14 protein-coding genes are annotated in these 14,747 nt (G+C 36.6%); 7 read left to right on the forward strand and 7 right to left on the reverse strand.

All coding sequences use genetic code 11. The features are described 5' to 3' along the window. Positions 1 to 56: 56 nt before the first annotated feature. The 3 genes from IGJ76_RS03655 to IGJ76_RS03665 are packed head-to-tail and all read right to left on the reverse strand — an operon-like array spanning position 57 to position 4,267. The gene (locus tag IGJ76_RS03655; protein ID WP_430596731.1) at positions 57 to 2,228 is read right to left on the reverse strand and encodes a transglutaminase-like domain-containing protein; all 2,172 of its coding nucleotides are present in this window, start codon (positions 2,226 to 2,228) and stop codon (positions 57 to 59) included. A 12-nt stretch (positions 2,229 to 2,240) separates the two neighbouring features. After that, entirely contained in the window at positions 2,241 to 3,308 is a 1,068-nt protein-coding gene (locus tag IGJ76_RS03660; protein WP_067483965.1) for a DUF58 domain-containing protein, read from the reverse strand. A 2-nt stretch (positions 3,309 to 3,310) separates the two neighbouring features. Beyond that, positions 3,311 to 4,267 carry an AAA family ATPase gene (locus IGJ76_RS03665; protein ID WP_231885413.1) on the reverse strand — a complete coding sequence of 319 codons (957 nt, stop codon included), beginning with the start codon at positions 4,265 to 4,267 and terminating at the stop codon, positions 3,311 to 3,313. A gap of 338 nt (positions 4,268 to 4,605) precedes the next feature. Between IGJ76_RS03665 and IGJ76_RS03670 the strand changes: the two genes are divergently transcribed. Continuing rightward, a complete protein-coding gene (locus IGJ76_RS03670; RefSeq protein WP_067484147.1) occupies positions 4,606 to 5,898 on the forward strand; it encodes a hypothetical protein in 1,293 nt (430 codons plus the stop codon). Between the two features lie 73 nt (positions 5,899 to 5,971). Then, positions 5,972 to 6,568: a prevent-host-death protein gene (locus IGJ76_RS03675; RefSeq protein WP_067483967.1), complete on the forward strand. Its 597-nt coding sequence runs from the start codon at positions 5,972 to 5,974 to the stop codon at positions 6,566 to 6,568. Positions 6,569 to 6,643: 75 nt separating this feature from the next. Here the strand turns inward: IGJ76_RS03675 and IGJ76_RS03680 are convergent, their stop codons facing one another. Further along, positions 6,644 to 6,907, reverse strand: coding sequence for a hypothetical protein (locus tag IGJ76_RS03680; protein WP_231885416.1), 264 nt, complete (start codon positions 6,905 to 6,907; stop codon positions 6,644 to 6,646). 359 nt (positions 6,908 to 7,266) lie between these two features. Here IGJ76_RS03680 and IGJ76_RS03685 point away from each other — a divergent pair, with 359 nt between their 5' ends. Next, on the forward strand, positions 7,267 to 7,731 hold the full coding sequence (locus IGJ76_RS03685) for a hypothetical protein (protein WP_067483970.1): 465 nt from the start codon (positions 7,267 to 7,269) through the stop codon (positions 7,729 to 7,731). Positions 7,732 to 7,925: 194 nt separating this feature from the next. Here IGJ76_RS03685 and IGJ76_RS03690 read toward each other — a convergent pair whose 3' ends face one another. Beyond that, positions 7,926 to 8,663, reverse strand: coding sequence for a DUF2087 domain-containing protein (locus tag IGJ76_RS03690; protein ID WP_067483972.1), 738 nt, complete (start codon positions 8,661 to 8,663; stop codon positions 7,926 to 7,928). Between the two features lie 200 nt (positions 8,664 to 8,863). Between IGJ76_RS03690 and IGJ76_RS03695 the strand changes: the two genes are divergently transcribed. Continuing rightward, positions 8,864 to 9,748: a phosphate ABC transporter substrate-binding protein PstS family protein gene (locus tag IGJ76_RS03695; RefSeq protein WP_071869133.1), complete on the forward strand. Its 885-nt coding sequence runs from the start codon at positions 8,864 to 8,866 to the stop codon at positions 9,746 to 9,748. A 68-nt stretch (positions 9,749 to 9,816) separates the two neighbouring features. On the opposite strand, the gene IGJ76_RS03700 is transcribed toward IGJ76_RS03695, so the two are convergent. Both IGJ76_RS03700 and IGJ76_RS03705 read right to left on the reverse strand, forming a co-directional pair. After that, positions 9,817 to 11,544: a sensor histidine kinase gene (locus IGJ76_RS03700; RefSeq protein WP_067483976.1), complete on the reverse strand. Its 1,728-nt coding sequence runs from the start codon at positions 11,542 to 11,544 to the stop codon at positions 9,817 to 9,819. Further along, a complete protein-coding gene (locus tag IGJ76_RS03705; protein ID WP_067483978.1) occupies positions 11,541 to 12,245 on the reverse strand; it encodes a response regulator transcription factor in 705 nt (234 codons plus the stop codon). Before IGJ76_RS03705 ends, IGJ76_RS03700 begins: the two co-directional genes overlap by 4 nt. Before the next feature lie 128 nt (positions 12,246 to 12,373). On the opposite strand from IGJ76_RS03705, the gene IGJ76_RS03710 reads away from it, so the two are divergent. The 3 genes from IGJ76_RS03710 to ffh are packed head-to-tail and all read left to right on the forward strand — an operon-like array spanning position 12,374 to position 14,650. Beyond that, positions 12,374 to 12,859 (forward strand): DUF523 domain-containing protein, encoded by a 486-nt coding sequence (locus tag IGJ76_RS03710; protein WP_140444153.1) that lies wholly within the window; start codon positions 12,374 to 12,376, stop codon positions 12,857 to 12,859. Further along, a complete protein-coding gene (locus IGJ76_RS03715) occupies positions 12,860 to 13,198 on the forward strand; it encodes a putative DNA-binding protein (protein ID WP_071869132.1) in 339 nt (112 codons plus the stop codon). Between the two features lie 33 nt (positions 13,199 to 13,231). Continuing rightward, positions 13,232 to 14,650, forward strand: coding sequence for a signal recognition particle protein (gene ffh, locus IGJ76_RS03720; RefSeq protein WP_067483982.1), 1,419 nt, complete (start codon positions 13,232 to 13,234; stop codon positions 14,648 to 14,650). The last annotated feature ends 97 nt before the right edge of the window (positions 14,651 to 14,747 follow it).

Below are 14,747 nucleotides of genomic sequence, written 5' to 3' on the forward strand. Positions count from 1 at the left end.
TCTTTCTAATTTCTAAAACAAGTGAAAGCCACTTGTCTTTTAGTAGCATGAACAATTTAGTTTCGTTTAGAAAAGAAATGAAGTGATTTACTGATTGTTTTAATAATAGTCAGATAAGTTTCTTTATCAAAATGCATCGCTTGATTTTGTCCATAAATAGTTTCTTCATAGTTTTTGGTTAGCTTGATTAAATGTTGGTGCATTGAAATCGCCTTTTCGACACGATAACTGTAGTCCTGTAAGCTTTCTGCGCGTTGTCTTGGAAATAGCTTTTCTACATGTGCTAGCAATTGTTGATAGGTTCTTTGACTATCCGAAGCGAAAAAAGCCACTTGGTAATAAAAAATGTGCCAACGAACTTTTTGACGAAAGGAAGGAATGAGTAATGGGACGAGCAAAAATATGAATAGAAAGAAAACGACGAATTTCCATAAAGACCTATCTGCGATTGTTGTATCAGAAAAAATAGGGTTATCTTCTGTTGAAGTTATTGCCTCTGAACCAGTTGTTGAGGAAACTGCTGTCGTTTCGGCTGCTGACGATTGTGACTGACTTTCTGGAACGGCTGTGGGAGTCGTTTCCTGCTCACTTTGTGCAGTTGCTGGGTTTGCAAATGCTGGTGTGGGTTCAAAAGGTAACCAGCCAAAGCCAGGAAAATAAACTTCTGGCCAAGAGTGAGCATTGCTATTTAAAATACTGTATTCCTTGAGCCCATTACTGTGGCTACCTGTTTGATAACCCATAGTAAAACCTTTTGTCCAGCGTGCAGGGATACCAAGTGTACGCAGTAAAACTACCATAGCCGAAGAAAAATTATCACAATAACCAACTTTAGAATCAAATAAAAAGTGATCGACATAGTCACGATTTGCAGGTGTGTGTGGTGTATCGACTTTTGAATAACGGAATTCGCCACTACTTTTCAAGTAATCTTGGATTGCAAGAACTTGATCGAGTAAGGTTGTTTTGGTAGTTGTTATTTCTTCAGCAAGAGAAGTTATTCGTTTTGGTAAATTTTCTGGTAGCTGAAGCTCTGTTTGATGTTCTGCTTGATCTGCACCAGTTAAAACACTATCGACTAACATCTCATAAGTATAAGAAAGATTGGTAATAGTGAATGTCGCTGTGAATGATGATGATTTATCTAAGACAAAACGTTGAGTATCTGGTAAGAAAAATAACGCACTATCCTGCATTAATGGAAATGCCGTAAGACTAGAATTTCCATAAGAGTAGGGAAGAAAAGTCTGTTCTTCTGTTGTCAACTGAAGGGTAGTTGGTTCAGCAACGATTGTTTCTGGATAATTGAGTAATTGGTGTGGCAACTCGTTTATTTTAAAAGAATCTCGACTATTTTCTGTCCAACCAGTACCAGTATAGACTCCTTTATTCTGGATTTTATAATAATGACCAGATTCTTGAACTGCCGTAAAAACGATGTCCGTTTGATCGTAGATTGGTCCCCCAAGAGTTTCATCATTTTCACTGAATCCAGTTCTTGAACGTCCTGCTTCTTGAAATGTACGAATTCTGGCATACAGTCCTTGTTTGTTGAAGAATTCTCTGACAGGAGCGCTCTTTGCTTCAATTATTTGTGTAACTTCAGGTAATCGTGTAGGAATCCAAGCACTAATGCTCAGCGAGCCAAGCAAAATAACCGTAGCAAAGAAGACGAAGAGCCATCGGTTACTCTTTTTTGGAAGTAATGATAACTGACGAATGAAAAGATAACTGAATAAAATGATAACAATAAAAATACACTCAGTTAACAAATCAAATTCGCGGAAAATACTTAACATCATGAAATAAAGCACCAGTGCTAGAAAGGGAAGCGCCCATAAGTCATAATCAATGGTTAGAGTAGCTAATAAATAAACAAGACATAACATGAGAATGAATGCTGGCAATTCAGGAAAGTAATGGAACTGATTGGTGACTAATTCGTTAAATTCGGATTGGATTTGGCTTGTCAGCTCAAAAAACCAATTACTTCTGACTGTTGCTGGAGGAAAATAAACAAACAAGCTAACCAAGATAGCAAAAAAAGCTAAAATTACTCGAATAATTTTAGAAGAAACCAGTCGGATAATCAGACAGAAGATACCAATAGTAGCAATCAACGGTAAACTTGTGGTGAGATTATTCGCAGTTAAAAAAGTTGGAGCGCCTGCACTTAATAGCAAGAAGGCGTAAAAGCTTCGCCACCATTTTTTCGCCGAAAGATTCAACTTGAGCACCTCCTAACTAAGTTTTTTTAATGGAAACTTTCGTTGACTCTCATCTTGTATAAATAGTTGATTATTTTCAAAATAAATGACGATAACGTTGATGGCTTGCTTTCTCCAACTTGAAAGTTGTTCATGGACTGCTAGAGAGAGTTCTGGAACAAACAGAAGTATCTCCTTGAAATCACGGACACTAAGGTCTGGTTGTTGTAGGTAATCATCTAAAGCACGTAACTGCGCAAAGAAAGCGGGAGAAAGTTGTGTACCTTGGTACTTCTGTTTAGCAAAAATCAGTTGATTTGGATAAGTTTTCTGGTAATAAGAAGCTAAAAAGGAAAAATATAAATCAAGCATTTTTTCAAAATTTGTTGCCGTTCCCCAAAAGAAACAGATTAAGTCAGTTTGTTGAACAGCAGGCTCATACTCACGAGAAAGCCATTGTTGATAGTAAGCGGAACGCTTCCAATCAATTTGTTTTAACGAATCGCCTTGACGATGCTCTCGAATCCCAGCAAGATTTTGAGAAGGTAAGAAGTTGTTTTTTTGTTGTTTACGTGTCAAAAAGCGCGCTAATTTTTGTGCTTCAGGTAATGTGTTATTTGGTAAGACTAGGGGGGTGAATATTATCTGTTTTGTTTTACTTTTTCGAAATAAACCTAAATAATCATAAGCGATGAATTGGACTGAAATTGTTTCAAAAATTCCTCTTTGTTGTGGCGTCCAAATGACTGATTGTTGTTGTTCTTTTTTTGAAATCATCAAAAAAGTCTGTGCTTCTGGTATAAATTCTTCTGGAAAATGTAATGTTAGGCGTGGTAAAAAAAGTGTTGGGACTTGTGACTTAGCAATGCGAACATTGACTGTTATTGAATTGTCTCGATAAACAAGTGTAGGAACGGTGAGAACCAGCTTGATTTTTGATAGTCGTCTGCTTAAGGAAAGCCAACTGAAAGTAATGTATAAGGTAAAGAGAATGACTAAAAACCAGCCAAATTGTTGATTAAATAAAAGCGTGAAGAGTAAAAATAAAAAATATATTAAAAAAATACTGCTATTAATGAGGTAATTCCAGTACTTTTTCATAACTATTTTACCGGAATTGGGATTTGTTTGAGCATTTCTGCTAAGAGTAACTCAATTTCTTCATCGGTCAACGAACGATCATGAAATAATAGACGATGTTTAAAAACAAATGGCAAGAGAACCTGAAAATCTATTGGTGCAACATATGTCCGCCCCTTGATGACTGCGTGGGATTTAGCCGCTTGAATAAAGGCTAAACTACCACGTGGACTGATACCCAATTTAATTGCTGGATGATTACGTGTAGCAGTGACTAATTCTAGCGCGTATCGTGCGACTGAAGGGTCAAGATACGTTGTTGAGACAATTTGCTTGATAGAAGTGAGGGTCTCTTTGGTGAAAATGACTTTTAATGTCGCTAAAGACTGTTCTTGTGTTTCCAATAATAAAGACAGTTCTTCTTCAAAAGAAGGATAACCAATGTGTAAACGGAATAAAAATCGATCAAGCTGTGCTTCTGGTAACGGATAAGTTCCTTCATATTCAATTGAGTTTTGCGTTGCTAAAACGAAAAAATGATTATCTAAAGGATAAGTTTGATTATCAATAGTAATATGTTTTTCTGCCATGGCTTCGAGTAATGCTGCTTGAGTTCGTGGAGTTGTTCGATTGATTTCATCTGCTAATAAAATAGTAGTGAAAATCGGTCCAGGACGGAATTCGAACTCCTTTGTTTTTGTATTATAAAAAGAAAAACCCAAAATATCCCCCGGTAAAAGGTCTGGCGTAAATTGAACGCGACTAAACTCACCTTGTATTGTTTTAGCCAAAGCTTTTACAAGTAATGTTTTTCCGACACCAGGAACATCTTCAAATAAAAGATGTCCACCAGAAAACAGAGCAACGAGCATTAATTCGATGATTTGTTGTTTTCCCACGATGACTTTTTGAACCTCGGCTATTAAATGATCGACTTTTTCTTTTACTTCATGTATTGTATTTTCGTTATTTTTATTCATTTTTCACATCACCTTCTCATAAAAAAACTTGTTTCTTTCATTGTAAAGGAAGCCGTACATTCCTACAAGCAAAGCAGTTTTGCTTAAAATAGTATGTTTTATCGATCTAAATTAAAAAATAAATGAGTTTTTAATGAAATAAATAGAAAATAAAAAATTGTTGAAGCTTTTTGCGTAGTTTATTACGACAGGTTTCTCTTCTCAGTGATCTAATGATGTGTGCAAAAAAGGAGGCAACTGTTTTAGCCAAAAAATGATTTTCCACAAAATTTTGTGATATCCCTGCGAAAAAAGCATACAGAGAAGTAGAGGATCGTAGCTTGGCTGGACCAAAACATATGAAATGGCAAAAATTGTTATCAAAAAATTCACAAAATTTATTTTTGCTGATGAATCAAATGAAAGATCTGACTTGGAAAAAAGCAGATCTTGCAGAAAAATTAGGTGTCGATGTCAAGACAATTGATCGACATTTAAGGCGTTTAGAGGTAATTGATTTTCCTGTACAACTGATTTACCAGAAAAAGTCGGTACGGCTGATTTATAGTTTAGGATACAGTGAACCTTATCTGCTATTTGATTTTTTGATTCATTCTGCATCATTTCGATTGTTGAAAGATTTAATTTTGGAAGAAAAGTATCAAGAAAATTATGATCGACCAACACAAGAACGTTTGCGAAAATGGTTGGGAGAGTATCACCTTTCTTTCTCTTATAAAAAAGGACAGATTTTTGGTTCAGAGAGGAAGGTTCGTTACTTACTCTTTAGTTTTTTGAAAGATTTTCCACATTTTTTTGTTGATGATGGAGAAGAAGCTTTTTCGGAAATTTTTATTCGTTTGTTAAAGCAACGAAAACGATTGTCTTCAGTGGAAATTTTAGGAGACAACCAAACGATGTTTTTTGAATTGTTTCCAGAACTACTTTTTCGAGAAGAACAAAAGCTATCCGTAAAAGAAAAAAACTATCTGTGTATTGTGAGATTAAGTTGTAATGTGATTACCAAAAAGCGTTGGGAACGACTAGAACAAACGAAAGACTATCGAAAGCTGACAATTGTTACCGAAAAATTAGATTCATTTTTTTGGTTAAATAGTGATTTTGAAACGTTCAACAAGCAAAGAATCACGCAAGTTCTTTATCAAGAGTGGTTGCGTTATTCAATTGGAATCCAGGAACGTTTATCGGACGAAGAAGTTCAGAAGTATCAACAAACATTGAATACTTTTCCTAATGCAAAAGAAAAACTTCATCAATTTCGATTAGCAATTCAACAAGCCTTGACGCATCCATCTGTTAGTTGGGGCCTAAATTTATTAAAAACAATGCAAGAACGCGGATACTTAGAAGTGCATCCACCCTCTGTAAAAATTGTTTTACTCTTTCGTTTTGACCATGAAGAAGCAAGACGGTTAGCTAGAATTTTGGATACCGCGCTTCGTCATCGTAAACGGACGTCTATTCATGTGTGTACGAGAAGTAAACCACCACATTATGCAGATTTGATTATTACCGATCATTTTTCACCGTTAGCTTATTCTAAAGAACAGAAAACTTATTTTTACCATTCTTCTCTTGGCGTGGAACAACTGTTAAAGGATCTTGACGAATGGATTTCGCTAAAATTATAGAATCTTCGATGAATAAAACCAAAATTTACTGTGCTATGCTATAATAACCTTGATAAAAAAGGAGGGAACTTCGTTGGAATTAAAGAAATTAGAGGTCCCAACATCTTCAATTACAGAAGTCAAACGATCCCCCATGGATGTATTTGCTCAAGCAAGAGAAGCCGGGACTGGTGTATATATTTTTAACCGAGAAAAAGTGGCAGGTGTTATGCTGACTCAAGAACAATATGAAGCATTAGTTCAAGAATTAGATGACCTACGCGAACAAAAAGTAGCAAACAAACAGCAAATGTCAGAGATGATTGCCGAGGTAAAACCATCATTTGAAACAACTGCAGCGACAACCAATGAACCACCTGTGACATCAGCGGTAGCCGGAATGGAAGAGTTGGTAGAAACACTTCAAAAAGTACTCATTACAGGAATGCCAATCGTAGCAAAAAATTTAGATGAACGAATGGTTTCACTTGGCTTTATCACGAAGAAAACAGGATTTGGCGGTGTCGTTGCCATGTTGGATGAACTAAATGAAACTGGAAAAATCAGTTATCAATTACGAAAAAGACAACAGGACCAATCCGTTATTGCAGAAATTATTGGGGAACAAGAAGCAAATTCTCCTGTTTTTGATAAATTGCTAATCAAGAAAATTTATATTCATGAAGGATAAAAAATAAGAGAGTCGCAACTAATTAGTTGCAGCTCTCTTGTTTTTTTGCGGATTAAAAAGGGTGAAGATGAAAGACTATTTTTGTGCATTCTTTCTAATTGTCGAAAGTGAAACTTTCTGGTTACGACTTTGTTTCGAATATGTAAAGAGAGTTGCCCAAAAAGCGCCAAATGCTTGAGGAACTAAATAAAGAAGCCCGAAAATAAGTACAAGCTGTGTCGGTTCAAAAGGTTGATAGAAAAGTTGCCAGTCAGAAAATTTTAAAGAATATATGTAAGAAACAATAGTGGAAATGATATTTCCAACAAGTAGCAGTCGCATTTGTCCTTTGATCTTCATCAGAAATCCACCAAGGATCGCGAGAAAGATCAGAATAATGAAGCCGGAAACCGAGTGATAATGAAAATCAAGCAATAACACAAGATACAAGTATGGAATCAGGAACAGCAGCAAAAAAATTTTTGACAGGTATTTTGTTAACATAACTAAAAACCTCCTTATACTTGTTTAAAAACCTTTAGTATAGTTATATTTTAAAAAGAAAAAAAACATTAAGCAAACCTTATCACACAATTTGTAGGTTAAATGAATAAACTCTCATTCTCTTATCTCTAAAAAAAAAGTTTTTCCCCCTAATTTTTTTAGAGAGAACATTGTATAGTGATAGGCAAGAAATTTTTATTTTGGGGAGGAAGTAAATGAGACAGAAAATCATGGGTAGACGTAGTTATTTATTTTTTTGGTTTTTTCCACTTCTTTTGCTTCCGTTTACTTGGGTGAATGCAATCGTTCAAGGAGCCGAGGTGTTAGGTTTGATTCAGGGAAGCGGATTTTTAGTAGCACGTAATTTTCCAACATTAACTATTTTTTATTTGCTAGTGAGTGTTAGTTTGTTGATACCAAGGTCTCTGATTAATAATTATAATTGGAAGCTGATTTACTTTTCTTGTATGTTGATTTTTACGTCGATGTTTGCATTATTACCAAGAATGATTATTGGGCCAACAGGACTTAGCCAAAGTGGCTTGAAAGACTTATCCGACTATTCCGCTATGTATTTTTTGACAATCCGTCCATTATTTTATTTGGCGGCTGCGTCATTTATTGTTTCAGTAATCATGTATTTGTTCGTTGAACTGAGAAGACAAGACCGCCAGAAATAGTTTCTTCTATTTAAAAAAGTGTTGAAAACTGTTCTAAAAATTGGCTTTCTTTTGATCAAATAACAGTATAAATAAAGTTTAAAAGGCAATTAAAAAAGAGATGTGAGCTTTGTAGTGAACCCAAAAAGTCTAAGTTTTTGGGCAGTACACTTGTTCACATCTCTTTTAACGTTGGTGACAACAAAGGATAAGTTTTATTGATTTAGCCAATATGTTTTTCCATCAGTTGTACGTTGCATAAATCCATATTCAATTAAGTAGCGGCGAGTCGAAACGAAATCTTCGACGTGTTGTTTCAAAATATCATTGATTGCACGCTCGGAATAATTTTTTTTCGGATCAAATTTTTGTGTTAAATAATTTAAGAGAATGATTTTTCTTTTTTCTTTACTTGGAAAAGTTTGAATAAAGTCATTATCATCTAAATAAGTTTGTAAGATTTTTTCCTGTTCAGCAGACGTGATGTTGTATCGTTCATCTAGCATTCGCGCACCTGTGTGAGGTGAAATGAATGTTTGACCACTTGCTGGTAAAAGCTTCATAAGAGCAGTCAGTCGTTTGGCTTGGCGCTCTTTTTCTTTTAATTTGAATCGATGATTTCTTACCGTTGATGGGGAGATTCCTAGGCGCTGAGCGATCACAGTGTCGCTTAAATTTTTTTCAAACAGTTGGATGATTTCGTATTGACTTTCGGATAACCCTAACGATTCTCTAGATAATTGAAGTAGGGCATGCAAGGGGCCACCATGTGCCAACCGAAGATGTTGTGTGATCGCTCCTTTTGCGGTTTGAAGTGCGCTAGGCGTAGTCAAATCTGGATAAATTTTTTCAAATTGAAAAGTTACGTCACAATAAAGGCACTGATAAGTTTCATGTTCAATTGTCCAGCCATTTAAATAATCTTGTTGTTCATAAAGTAATTCAGTTTCCATATAAAAACCTCCTTGTTTGTATTTATATTAACATTTTATCGTTTTGTTTGTAAAATGATAAACATAATTATTTTTGGTTTATTTTAGATTTTAAACTTTACAGGAAATTTACAGAAGTTCACGAATTGTTTACAACATCCATATCTGAGCTTTACAGTAGCTTGTTACACTTTACTTGTAACTAAGAGAGGAGTATTTGAATGAAAAAATTATGGTATTCTTTAGGCATCATTGGTTTCTTATTAGCAGGTTGTGGTTCGTCAGGTACAAGTACCGACTCAACTGCGCAATCAGATAAAGCAGGTTCAGAACAAGTAAAAATTGTAGCAGTTGGTTCAACTGCATTGCAGCCATTAGTTGATGCTGCACAAGATAGCTTTACCCAAGAAAACTCAAATTATCAAATTTCTGTTCAAGGTGGCGGAAGTGGCACAGGGCTAAGCCAAGTGTCAGACGGCGCCGTGACAATTGGAAACTCAGATGTTTTTGCAGAAGAAAAAGATGGAATCGACGCAACTAAATTGGTTGACCATAAAGTGGCTGTTGTCGGAATGGCACCAATCGTCAATAAAGATACTGGCGTCACAAATGTTTCTCAACAGGAATTGATTGATTTATTTACAGGAAAAATCACAAACTGGAAAGAACTTGGTGGAAAAGATCAAAAAGTCACAGTGATTAACCGTGCAAATGGTAGTGGAACTCGTGCTACTTTTGAAAAATGGGGATTGAATGACGAAACACCTGTGCAATCACAAGAGCAGGATTCGTCAGGAACGGTTCGCCAAATCGTTGCACAAACACCAGGAGCAATCAGTTATCTTGCCTTTTCTTACTTGGATGAAACAACTCAAGCTTTGAGCGTGGATGATGTGAAACCAGAGGAAAAAAATGTGGCAGACAATAGCTGGAAAATCTGGGCATATGAGCACATGTATACAAAAGGAAAACCAGACGCAGCTGTTCAAAAATTCTTGGATTACATGACAAGTGAAGATGTCCAAGAAGGACCAGTTAAAGATCTAGGTTATCTACCAATCACATCAATGAAAGTTGAACGTGATGTTAACGGAGAAATCAAATAAGAATATGAAAAAAAGCAGCGGCGAAAATCGTATCGATTCTCGTCGCTGTTTTTTTCATGTTAGTCACTTCATAAAGTAACTTCGAAAGTGGAGCCCACACCGGGATGACTTTCCACAGTAATCGTGCCGTGTAACAATTTGACATAGTCTTTGACGATTGCTAGACCTAAACCTGTTCCTCCAGAGTGTCGGCTGCGTGCTTTATCAACGCGATAAAAACGTTCAAAAATTCGTTCCTGGTCTTCTTGATCAATTCCAATTCCAAAATCTTGGACAGAAAACCATAAGTGATCATCTACACGATAACGAATAATAATTTGGCCACCTTCTTTTGAATATTGGATGGCATTTTCAATCAAGTTTTTGATAATTGGGTATAAAATTTCTGACTGAATGGTAAATGCGCCATTATTCCCCAGCAGTTTAACACTTAATTTTTTCTGTTTGATAAAGGGTTGGTAGCTTTGAATAATTTGTTCAAAGTAAGATTCTAGATAAATCGTTTGTGATTCATATAAATTTTCACCATCTTTAGATAACTGAATGATTTCGCGAATCAACTGATCTAAACGACGAGCATCTTTTTGCATGATTTCTAAAAAAGTAGTTAATGTTTCTGGATCATCTTTGGCACCATCAAGAAGTGTTTCCGTGAAGCCCATCAATGAAGTAACCGGCGTTTTTAATTCATGAGAAACATTTCCAACAAAATCTTTCTGGACTTTTTCGAGCCGACGAACTTTGGTTAAATCATAAGCTACGCCAAGAATTTGTCCAGTTCCATCTGCATTGATAAAGTAACGTAAACTGATGTCCAACGTTTGATTGCCTTCACTTAATTTGATTTCTTGCTGAACTAACGGATTCGTAGCAGAAACCTGATGAATCAAATGGATTAGCTGAGGTTCTTGAATGACCTCAGCATAAGGTTGCGAGGTCAGATAAGTCGTAACCCCAAGATGCATCTGCATTTTAGGATTTAGTAAACGTAAATGCGATTCGGAATCAATTAGAAAGACGCCAATCATTAATTCGTTCAGCAACGTGTACAACTGTTCTTCAGTGGTTGCGTAAGCACGATACATATTACTCATTTGTTCGCTTAGTGCGTTGATTGTTTGATAAAGTTCTTCCCATTGATCTGAAGTTTGCATAATGACTTCTGTTTCTTCGGGGTCGTTGACCATTTTTTTCAACACAGGTAGTACGGTATGCAAAGGTTCATTTCGCTGATAAGCAAAATAGGCGATCATTCCTGAAAGGATGCAAAAGAAAAGAAGAAAGAACAAGAATACCCAACGACGAAAATTTTCTGTGCGTGGTAAAAATCCGCTTGTTGGCTCGGCAATTCGGATCATGGCTTTTAATTGACCATTTTCTTTAATCGGTAAAGCGACATAGAGAAGCTGTTCATTTAAAGTCACACTTTGACGTAAGGAACTTCCCAATCGCCCACCGTCAAGGACAGCTTTGATTTCGGGACGAGTGTTACGGCTACCTGTCAGGTCATCATCACTGGTATCATACAAAACATTGCCATTAGCATCTAGTAGCGTGATTCGTTCAGAAGATTGATGAACAAATTCTGTCAAGGTTTCTTTGTTTTCCATTGAGTCAGGATTTGCCCAAGTAAGTTGTCGCGTTAATAGTTGTGCTTTCTTGGTCAAGTATTCTTCTTGTTGTTCAATAATTTGCTGTTGAAAATAATTTGAAATCAGTTGCCAACTACCAATAAAAACTGTTAGGAAAACGACCAAGAATAGGATACGTCTTGAGAAAATTTTCCAATTTTTCATAGTCGAGGCTCCTGAAATTTGTACCCAAATCCACGGACAGTTACTAAATATTTAGGATGTTTTGGATCACGTTCGATCTTTTCTCTCAGGTGACTGACATGAACATCGACGATTCGACTTTGACCAGCAAAATCAAAATTCCAGATACGTTCGAGCAAGGTGTCTCGATCAATTACGCGATCTTTTCGTTTCATAAAGTAAACTAACAATTCAAATTCTTTGGGAGTCAGTTCAATCAAACGACCGTCAACAGTGACTTGAAAATTAGTTAAGTTAGCGATGATTTGACCAACTGTTAAATATTCTGGCTCTTCTTCCTCAGCAGGCTTGCTTCGAGGTTCCATTCGACGAAAGATGGCTTTCATTCGAGCTAATACTTCGCGTGGGCTAAATGGTTTAATTAGGTAATCATCGGCACCAATTTCTAAGCCTAAAATTCGATCAATCTGATCATCTTTAGCGGTTAGCATCAAAATGGGTGTATCATTTTTTTCTTGGCGAAGCTTCTGTGTAATTTCCATGCCATCCATTGAAGGAAGCATCACATCTAAAATAATAAAATCAAAGGCTTGATCTAAAGCAAGTTCTAATCCCTCGCGTCCATCCGTTGCACTGGTAACTTGATAGCCTTCTTTTTCTAGGTTAAAGGTTAATAAAGTGACGATGGAAGGTTCATCATCAACAACTAAGATTTTTTTCATAAGCGCTCCTTTAAAACATATTCATGCTTTCCTATTTTAGCATAGAATCAAGGGGAGGGGCTATGTAACCAACTCAATAAATGGTATAATAATTAGGCACTTTGTTGGAAGGAAAGGAAGCGATTCAAATGATTGGTATCAGTGCTTGCTTAGGCGGTGTGTTATGTCGTTATGATGGGCAGCCAAAAGCTGTTTCGCAACTTGTCGCATTGGTTGAAAAACACGAAGCCATCATGGTTTGCCCAGAAGTTTTGGGTGGCTTACCGATTCCCCGAGATCCAGCAGAAATTGTCGGCGGAGATGGGTTTGACGTTTGGAATGGGAAAGCAAGAGTCATAACTTCCAAAGGTGTCGATGTGACAAAAGAATATCAGGCAGGTGCAATTCTTGCTTGGCAAAAATTAAAAGAACAACAGATTGATCAACTCATTTTGAAGGCAAAAAGTCCTTCTTGTGGTAGTAGTCAAATATATGACGGTACATTTTCTGGTACATTAACAGAGGGTGTAGGCGTAGCAACTGCCTATTTTTTACAACAGAAGATGAGCGTTCTATCTGATGAAGATTGGTTAGCACAACAGCAAGAAATTACGAAGATAAATGAGGTGAGTTGAATGGAAATTGAAAAAACAAATCGAATGAACGCACTTTTTGAATTTTACTCGACCTTATTGACTGAAAAACAAATGAATTATATGGAACTGTATTATGCTGATGATTTTTCACTTGGAGAAATTGCAGAAGAATATCAAGTCAGTCGACAAGCAGTTTATGATAATATTAAGAGAACTGGAAAAATTTTAGAAGACTACGAGAAAAAACTGCATCTTTTTTCAAATTACATCGTGCGTGAACAAGCCTTGGAACAACTGATGACTTATGTCACCGAGCACTATCCAAAAGATAATGAACTGATTGGTTCTATCCAGCAAATTCAAGATATCGAAGAGTAACAAACTAGAAACTAATTAAAGGAATGAAGAAAAATGGCATTTGAAAGCTTAACAGAACGTCTGCAACAGGCGATGGGAAAATTAAGAAAAAAAGGAAAAGTATCAGAAGCTGACGTCAAGGAAATGATGCGGGAAATCCGCTTGGCTTTATTGGAAGCCGATGTCAATTTACAAGTAGTCAAAGACTTCACGAAACGTGTGCGGGAGCGTGCTGTTGGAGTAGAAGTTCTTGAAAGCTTGTCACCAGCACAACAAATCGTCAAAATTGTTGATGAGGAATTAACGATTACCTTGGGTTCCGAAACAGCAGAACTAATCAAGTCACCAAAAGTCCCAACTGTTATTATGATGGTCGGGTTACAAGGGGCTGGTAAAACGACCTTTGCTGGGAAATTAGCAAACTTTTTGAAGAAAAATGAAAAAGCACGACCATTGATGATTGCAGGAGACGTGTACCGACCTGCAGCGATTGACCAATTAAAAGTCTTGGGACAACAATTAGATGTGCCTGTCTTTGATATGGGAACAGATGTCAGTCCAGTTGAAATCGTTCGTCAAGGAATGGAAGTTGCCAAAGAAAAGAAAAATGACTATGTCTTGATTGATACGGCTGGTCGTTTACACATTGATGAACTCTTAATGGATGAGTTGAAGCAAATCAAAGAAATTGCACAACCAAATGAAATTCTCTTGGTTGTTGATGCAATGACTGGACAAGATGCGGTCAACGTAGCTGACAGTTTTAATCAACAACTAGGTATTACTGGGGTTGTTATTACAAAACTTGATGGAGATACCAGAGGTGGGGCAGCGTTATCTATTCGTTCAGTAACTGGTGCACCAATCAAATTTATTGGGTCAGGTGAAAAATTAACAGATCTTGAAGTCTTCCATCCAGATCGTATGGCCAGCCGAATCTTGGGTATGGGTGACATGCTGACGCTGATCGAAAAAGCGCAACAAGATTATGACGAGAAAAAAGCAGAAGAACTTGCCCAAAAAATGCGGGAAAATTCTTTTGACTTCAATGATTTTATTGAACAACTGGATCAAGTAATGGGAATGGGGCCATTAGAAGATCTAATTAAAATGATTCCAGGAATGAATCAAGTACCAGGGATTGAAAACGTAAAAGTTGATCCAAAAGATGTAGAACGGAAAAAAGCAATGGTCTACTCAATGACACCTGCCGAGCGAGAAAATCCTGATTTGTTGAACCCTAGCCGTCGTCGTCGTATCGCTGCTGGTTCAGGAAATAGTGTAGTAGAAGTAAACCGCATGATTAAACAATTCAAGGAATCCCGTAAAATGATGCAACAAATGTCGAAAGGTGACATGAATATTCCGGGAATGGACCAAATGTTTGGTACAGGAGTCAAAGGAAAACTTGGAAAAATGGCGATGAATCGCATGGTTAAGAAAAACAAGAAGAAAAAGAAAAAACGTAAATAAGCAATTGCTGAATTGAATGAATTTGAGCTATGACAAACGATTGATTGAAATGTTGTCATAGCTTTTTTGTTAATGAAGGAAAGTGGAGGTAAGGAAA

It is taken from the genome of Enterococcus sp. DIV0175 (assembly GCF_050529075.1).
Classification (GTDB): Bacteria; Bacillota; Bacilli; order Lactobacillales; family Enterococcaceae; genus Enterococcus_B; species Enterococcus_B thailandicus.